The sequence below is a fragment of the Streptomyces sp. NPDC002680 genome, from assembly GCF_042889145.1.
Classification (GTDB): Bacteria; Actinomycetota; Actinomycetes; order Streptomycetales; family Streptomycetaceae; genus Streptomyces; species Streptomyces adonidis.
This window is the reverse complement of sequence record NZ_JBIAQP010000001.1, coordinates 1,472,213-1,478,800: the sequence shown is the minus strand read 5'-3', so window position 1 is coordinate 1,478,800 and position 6,588 is coordinate 1,472,213. Positions and strand designations below refer to the sequence as shown.

Sequence of the window (6,588 nt, the reverse complement as noted above, 5' to 3'; positions counted from 1 at the left end):
GATCCACGGCGACATCCCCACACCAGACGGAACGCTCAACTCCCGCCCTGGACGCGGCCGTCAGCGCCGATCCACCTCTTTGTGTTAGCCGTTGTTATCCCCATATATTGAGATGGTGGATCATGTGGACGTCGGCGGCGGGATCGACGCGGACGCCGACCTCCTTGTGCTTCGCTCGTCCAGCACCTGGAGGATGTGCCGGTAGGGTCGGCCGACGGCGCGGGTCATGCCGAGCTCGCAGGTGCGGTTGCACGAGACGTGCAGGGTGGCGCCGGACTCCCGCACTTCGGCAGCCTGGCGGCGGGTTGCGCTGTCGGTGAGTTCCGGGCGCAGGAGTCCACGGTCGCCGGCGAACGCGCAGCATCCCCATGAAGGGGGGATGAAGACATGTGCGCTGAGAGCGTCGGCGATGATCTTCAGGCTGTCGTCGGTGTGCATGCGGACCGACGAGCAGGTCGGGTGCAGAGCCAGCACTTCCGAGGTTCGCTCGATGTCCACCTGCGGCAGGATGTCGCGTGCGGTGAACTCGGTGGCGTCCTCGACACGCATCCCGGACGGCAGTGTCTTGCGAACTCCTTCGGTACAGGACGACGCGTCGACAACGACCGGGACGGCGCCCTCGTCGCCGGCCTGCCGGAGCGCGGCGTGGAGACGGCGGCTCATCACCTCGGCGCCGTCGGCTAGTCCTTTGGACGACCACGGCATTCCACAGCACATACCAGCCACCTCGTCGGGCACGGCCACCCGGATGCCGGCTTTCGCGCACAGCGACAGGAACGCGTCCGCCGTGGACACGTCGCCGGCGCTGCCGAACATCGACCCGGTACAGCTGGGCAGGAAAACGATGTCCGGAAGAGGCGTCGGACTGGCGGACCTCGGGTGGCCGCCGCGGGGCAGCTCGGGTGACCACTGCGGTACGGCCTCCGCAGGCAAGACCTTCCGCGCGGCACCGGTCGCTGCCGCGGACACGGTCGGCAGTCGGTGGGCGATGGTGAGCCCTGCCGCCGCGGCTTTCGTCGCGCTGGCCCAGTGGCGGGCAGCCGTGCGGCCGATCGCCTGGGCGGTCCTGCCGCGGCCTTCGGCGCGCAGCCTGCGGACGAGCGCGCCGGTGTCGATGTCGACCGGACAGGCTGTCTGGCACATCCCGTCCGCCGCGCATGTCTGCACGCCGGAGTACTCGTAGGCGCGGGAGAGTTCCGTTGCAGCCGCATCGTCGCCGGCCTGCCGCGCGGCGGCGATGGCGCGGCGGGTGACGATGCGTTGCCGAGGGGTCAGGGTGAGGTCCTTGCTGGGGCAGACGGGTTCACAGAAGCCGCATTCGACGCAGCGGTCGGCTTCGGCTTCGATCGGCGGGGTCGTTTTCAGGTGTCGCAGGTGGATGGCCGGGTCGTCGGTGAGCAGGACGCCGGGGTTGAGGATCCGGCGTGGGTCGCACAGGCTCTTGATCCGCCGCATCACGTCGTAGAGCTCGGTGCCGTACTGGCGTTGGACGTACGCGGCCATGACCCGGCCGGTGCCGTGCTCGGCCTTGAGTGTGCCGCCGCGTCCCAGTACCAGATCGACCATGTCCTCGGTGAAGGCCGCGTACCGGTCCACCCCGGCGGAGTCGTGGAACTCGGCGCTGAGCAGGAAATGGATGTTGCCGTCCTTGGCGTGCCCGAAAATGACGCTGTCGTCGTACCCGTGCTTGCCGAAGAGCCGTGTCAGTTCCGCGCAGGTGTCCGCGAGGACGGGGGGAGGAACGGCGATGTCCTCCAGGAGAGCGGTCGTCCCGGCTGCCCGGGCGCCGGCGACGGCGGCGAAGAGTCCCTTTCGGATCTTCCACAGCGCGGCCCGTGGCGCGGGGTCCGTCGTGAGCTCGTCGCCCCCGCCCGAGGTCCATGCGAAGCGTGCTTCCGCGTCCTGGAGAAGGCTCTGCAGCTGCGGGACCGTGGGCGCCTGGTATTCGACGAGGAGCGCGGCCTGTCGGGAGATGGGCAGCGCGCGCAGGCGTTCGGTGGCGTCCTTGTCGGCGGCGGCGACACGCAGCGACTGAGCATCGAGCAACTCGATCGTCGCGGCGCCGCTGTCGATGAGCGCGGGCAGCACCGAGGCGGCCGACACCAGGTCCGGCAGGACCAGCAACCCGGTACCGGTGTGGGGAAGCAACGGCACGGTCGTGAAAGTCGCCGAGGCGATGAAGGCCAGTGTGCCTTCGCTGCCCACGATGAGATGGGCGAGGATGTCCGCGGCCGCGTCGAAGTCGAGGAAGGCGTTGACCGCGTAGCCCATGGTGTTCTTGATGGCGAACAGTTCCCTGATACGGGTCACCAGAGCCGGGTTTTCGCGGACCTGGTCACGCAGCAGGAGCAGCCCTCGATACAGATCCGGCTCGAGCGCGCGCAGGCGGGCGTCGGCGTCGGCGTCGCCGGTGTCGACGAGGGTGCCGCTGGGCAGGACGAACCGCAGTGAACGAAGGGTGCGGTATGGGTTGGCATGCGTGCCGCAGGTCATCCCGCTGGAGTTGTTCGCGACGATGCCGCCGATGGTGCAGGCGTACTCGCTGGCCGGATCCGGGCCGAGCTTCGTGCCGTAGGGTCGCAGAGCGGCGTTGACGGCGCCGACGGTGGCTCCCGGCTCCACCCGCGCGGCGCGGCCGTCGTCGAGCACCTCGATGCCCCGGAAGCCACGGCGGGTGTCGACCAGAACGGAGTCGGTCACCGCCTGTCCGGACAGGCTGGTCCCGCCGGCGCGGAACGTCAGGGCGACACCGGCCCGGCCGGCGGCGGTCATCAGCTTGGCGACGTCCTGCGTGCCCTCGGCGACCACGACAGCCTGTGGCGTGAGCAGGTAATGGGAGGCGTCGTTCGCCTGGGCGACCCGGTCCAGCAGACTGTCGCTGGCGCCGCCTCCCCGCCACCCGTGCGCGCGGAGGCTCTCGAGGGGCTTCACCGCGTCACCTCCTCGACCAGCAGCTCGAAGGTGACGGCCACGATGTTCTCCTCGTCGACGAACTCTCCGCGGTGGACGTTTCCGAACCGGTCGATCGCCACCCCGCTGAGCCAGGAGAACGGGGCGGCGGGATCGCTCAGGTCGAAGCGGCCGATCAGGGACGCCTCGGTGGCCGGCCCGTCCACGACGAACGCACCACCGTCGCGCCGGAGGACGGCACCGACCAGACTGCCCACACTGCCCGCGATCGACGCACGCTCGAACCCGTTCTCCCGCATGACGTCGCGCACGGCCTCGGCCAGCTGGACTCCTGGTGCTACGCGGGACATGACCGCCCGCACCGACCCGGACGCGTTCGCCCCACCGGGCTGGGCCGGGCGCGGCGCGAAGACGGGCAACCTGGTCTCGGCGTCGTCGTCGTTGATGAGTTCGGCCTCGTGCAGGGCATGCACGACCGCGTGGACGGGACCAGGGCCGATTACGGTCTCCGGCCACACGTGCCCACCTCTGACCTCGCCGTACGCATCGAACCAGGCGGCGTGACAGTGGGCGAAACGCCGCCCTTGCCTGAACCCGACCGTGGCCGACCCGGCGATCAGACGCGCGGGTGCCACGGCTTCTCTGGTGGAGCTGAAGGTCACCGCGGTAGTGCCGTCGTGGCACAACGCGGGTACGCAGTAGCTGACCCGGGACAGTGACCCGTCGAGCAGCTCGACCTGACCGGAACTCGCACCCAGCGCCTCGATCTCGTGGGCCATGGCGTCGACGAGCCGCGCCCCGGCGGGCAGGGTCACTCGGGCCGGTGTGCTGGTCGTCGGCACGGAGACGCGGCGCTCCGCCGCCACGGCTCCGGGATGGCGGAGGGGCTGTGCCCAGCCTGAGGTCATGACTGCCAGCCCTGCTCGATCAGCCGATCTCGGACCGTACGGCGCACGATCTTGCCGTACCCGGACCGTGGCAGTTGGTCCCAGAACACGACATGCCGTGGCACCTTGTAGCGTGCCATGCGGTCGGTCAGCCACTGCCGGATCTCTTCACCGGTCACGGACGAGCCGTCGGCGAGGACACACACGGCGACACCGACCTCACCCCATGTCGCGTCCGGCATGCCGAGCACGATCGCCTCGCTGAGCGCCGGGTGGCTGAGGATCTTCTCCTCGATCTCCCGGGGGTGGATGTTGGATCCACCGGAGATGTACATGTCGGACAGCCGGCCGGTGATGTAGAGGAAGCCTTTCTCGTCGAGCATCCCGACATCGCCCGTGTGGAACCAGCCGTCGCGGAAGGCGGCCTCGTTGGCATCCGGGTTGTTGAGGTATCCCCGGAACACGGCTGGCCCCGCGGCACAGATTTCCCCGCTCTCGCCCGCTGCGACCTCGTTGCCTTCCGCGTCCTGGATGCTGATCTGCATCCCGGTACGCGGGTAGCCGCAGGTGCTGTACGCGACATTCGCCGGAGGCTCGTGGTCGTGCCGATGCGGCGGGAGGACGGTGATGTTGCCCGTCACTTCGGCCAGCCCGTAGTACTGCACGAGGACCTCTCCCAGCGTCGCCCGGGCGTGCTGCTGATCCCGGCGGGGCATCGGGGCGCCGGCGTAGACGACATGATGCAGCGACGAGTGGTCGCGCTCGTGCACCGAGTCGTGTTCGGTGAGGCGCTTGAGGATGGTCGGGACGGTGAAGAGGTTGGAGATCCGCTCGGATTCCACGAGCTCCCACACCTCGGCGGGATCCAGGCTCGCCGAGACCGGGATGACGGTGGCAGCCCCGCGCGCGACCTGGGGCAGCAGGTGCACGCCCGCGCCGTGCGACAACGGAGCCACGACCAGGGACCGGTCGGCCTCGGTCATGCCCGGCATCAGATCGGCGATGTGGTTGGTGATCACGTAGCCGAGCTGGTCGTGGGTGAGCACCGCCGCCTTCGGGGAGCCACTGGTGCCCGAGGTGAAGAAGTACCACGCGGCGTCGCCGACCCAGACCCCGTGATCCGGCATGTCCCGCTCCGGGTCGGACAGCGAGCCGATCTCCTCCAGCCACAAAGTCACCAGCCCTGGACCGACGACCGATTCGACCGCGCTCACGTGAGAAGCGGCCGACTTGTGCGCGATCACCACGACGGGCTCGCACACGGAGGCGATGGGAACGAGTTCGCTGTCATGCGAACGCGCGTTGACCGGTGCGAGCACCGCCCCTACACGCCACACGGCGAACATGGCCTGTACGTACTCCGGCTGGTTCGGGCCGTCCAGCAGCACGCACTGGCCGGGGCGGACTCCGAGCTTGAGCAGGCGCGCGGCCAGTGCCGAGACCCGCCGGTCCAGCTCCCGCCACGTCCAGCGCGTTCGACCGTGCACCAGCGCGCAGGCGTCAGGAGCACGGCGGGCGGTCTGCGTCAGCAGGTGGGCGAGGTTGACCGCTCGGTGCCGCGGCGTTTCGGCCTCGCCGCTGAGTTCTGTGTTCCTTCGTGCATAGGCGGGGGTCATCGTGCCCGCTCCAGGACGGTGGCGTAGTTGGCGACGGCGGCACCGCCCATGTTGAACACAGCCGCACGGTCGACGGTGGACAGCTGCAGCTCGCCGGCTTCGCCGACGAGCTGCATGGCAGCCATGACGTGTTGGGACACGCCGGTGGCGCCCAGAGGATGCCCCTTCGCCTTCAGGCCGCCGGACACGTTGACGGGCAATGTCCCGTCACGCTCGGTGGCGCCGCTGGCCAATACCTCGGCGGCCTTGCCGGGTGCGGCGATACCGAACGCCTCGTACTGCAGCAGTTCGGCGATGGTGAAGCAGTCATGGGTTTCGAGCAGATCGAGCTCCGTCAGCCGGGTTCCGGCCTCGTCCAGCGCGCCGTGGAACGCCGCGGCAGCGCCGACCAGGGCGAGGGGATCGGGCCTCGCGGCGACCGCCAGGTGGTCGTTGGCTTGGCCACGGCCACGCACCGCGACCGCACGGGCCGCCGTGCGCGCGAGGTCGACGTCGGCGACGACCAGGGCGGCCGCGCCGTCGGACACCATCGAACAGTCGGTGCGCAGCAGCCGTCCCACTACGCGCGGGTTCCGCTCCGACTCAGTGGCACAGAAGTCGAACCCCAGATCCTTGCGCATGTGCGCCAAGGGGTTGGCCACACCATTGCGGTGATTCTTCGCCGCAATCCGCGCCATGGCGTCGTGCGGGTCGCCGTACCGCTCGGCGTAGCGGTCGGCCAGTCCCGAGAAGACTCCCGCGAAACTGCCCGCCGACTCCTCGGTACGCCGGTGCGAACCACTCAGCAGGATGTTGTTGATCTCTGATCCCGGTACCGACGTCATCTTCTCGGCGCCCACCACGAGCACGGCGCGCGCACGGCCGGCCTCGATCCGGTCCAGGGCCGCGAACAGGGCCGCCGACCCGGTGGCACACGCGTTCTCCGCCCGGGCCGCAGGCACGGACGCCAGAGCGGGCGCGCCGGCACCGACCAGCGCGGCCTCGAAGCCCTGCTTCGAAAAGCCGTTGTTGAACACTCCGACAAAGATGGCGTCGATGTCGCCGGGTTCCAGCCCGGCGTCCTCGACAGCTGCGCCACTGACCGTGGCGATCAAGCGTTCGATGTCATGGTCCGGATGGCGGCCGAACGGGGTATGGGCCCATCCGATCAACTGCGGTGGTTTGGTCATCGAGAA

4 protein-coding genes are annotated in these 6,588 nt (G+C 69.5%); all 4 read right to left on the bottom strand.

What is annotated here, in order from left to right; all coding sequences use genetic code 11:
- Positions 1-120: 120 nt before the first annotated feature.
- The 4 genes from ACFYXF_RS06645 to ACFYXF_RS06630 are packed head-to-tail and all read right to left on the bottom strand — an operon-like array spanning position 121 to position 6,582.
- The gene (locus ACFYXF_RS06645; protein ID WP_389348429.1) at positions 121-2,931 is read right to left on the bottom strand and encodes an FAD-binding and (Fe-S)-binding domain-containing protein; all 2,811 of its coding nucleotides are present in this window, start codon (positions 2,929-2,931) and stop codon (positions 121-123) included.
- Positions 2,928-3,818, bottom strand: coding sequence for a hypothetical protein (locus ACFYXF_RS06640; protein WP_389348428.1), 891 nt, complete (start codon positions 3,816-3,818; stop codon positions 2,928-2,930). Before ACFYXF_RS06640 ends, ACFYXF_RS06645 begins: the two co-directional genes overlap by 4 nt.
- Positions 3,815-5,413, bottom strand: coding sequence for an AMP-binding protein (locus tag ACFYXF_RS06635; protein WP_389348427.1), 1,599 nt, complete (start codon positions 5,411-5,413; stop codon positions 3,815-3,817). Before ACFYXF_RS06635 ends, ACFYXF_RS06640 begins: the two co-directional genes overlap by 4 nt.
- Complete coding sequence (locus tag ACFYXF_RS06630) at positions 5,410-6,582, bottom strand: thiolase domain-containing protein (protein WP_389348426.1); 1,173 nt, start codon at positions 6,580-6,582, stop codon at positions 5,410-5,412. Before ACFYXF_RS06630 ends, ACFYXF_RS06635 begins: the two co-directional genes overlap by 4 nt.
- Between the last annotated feature and the right edge of the window lie 6 nt (positions 6,583-6,588).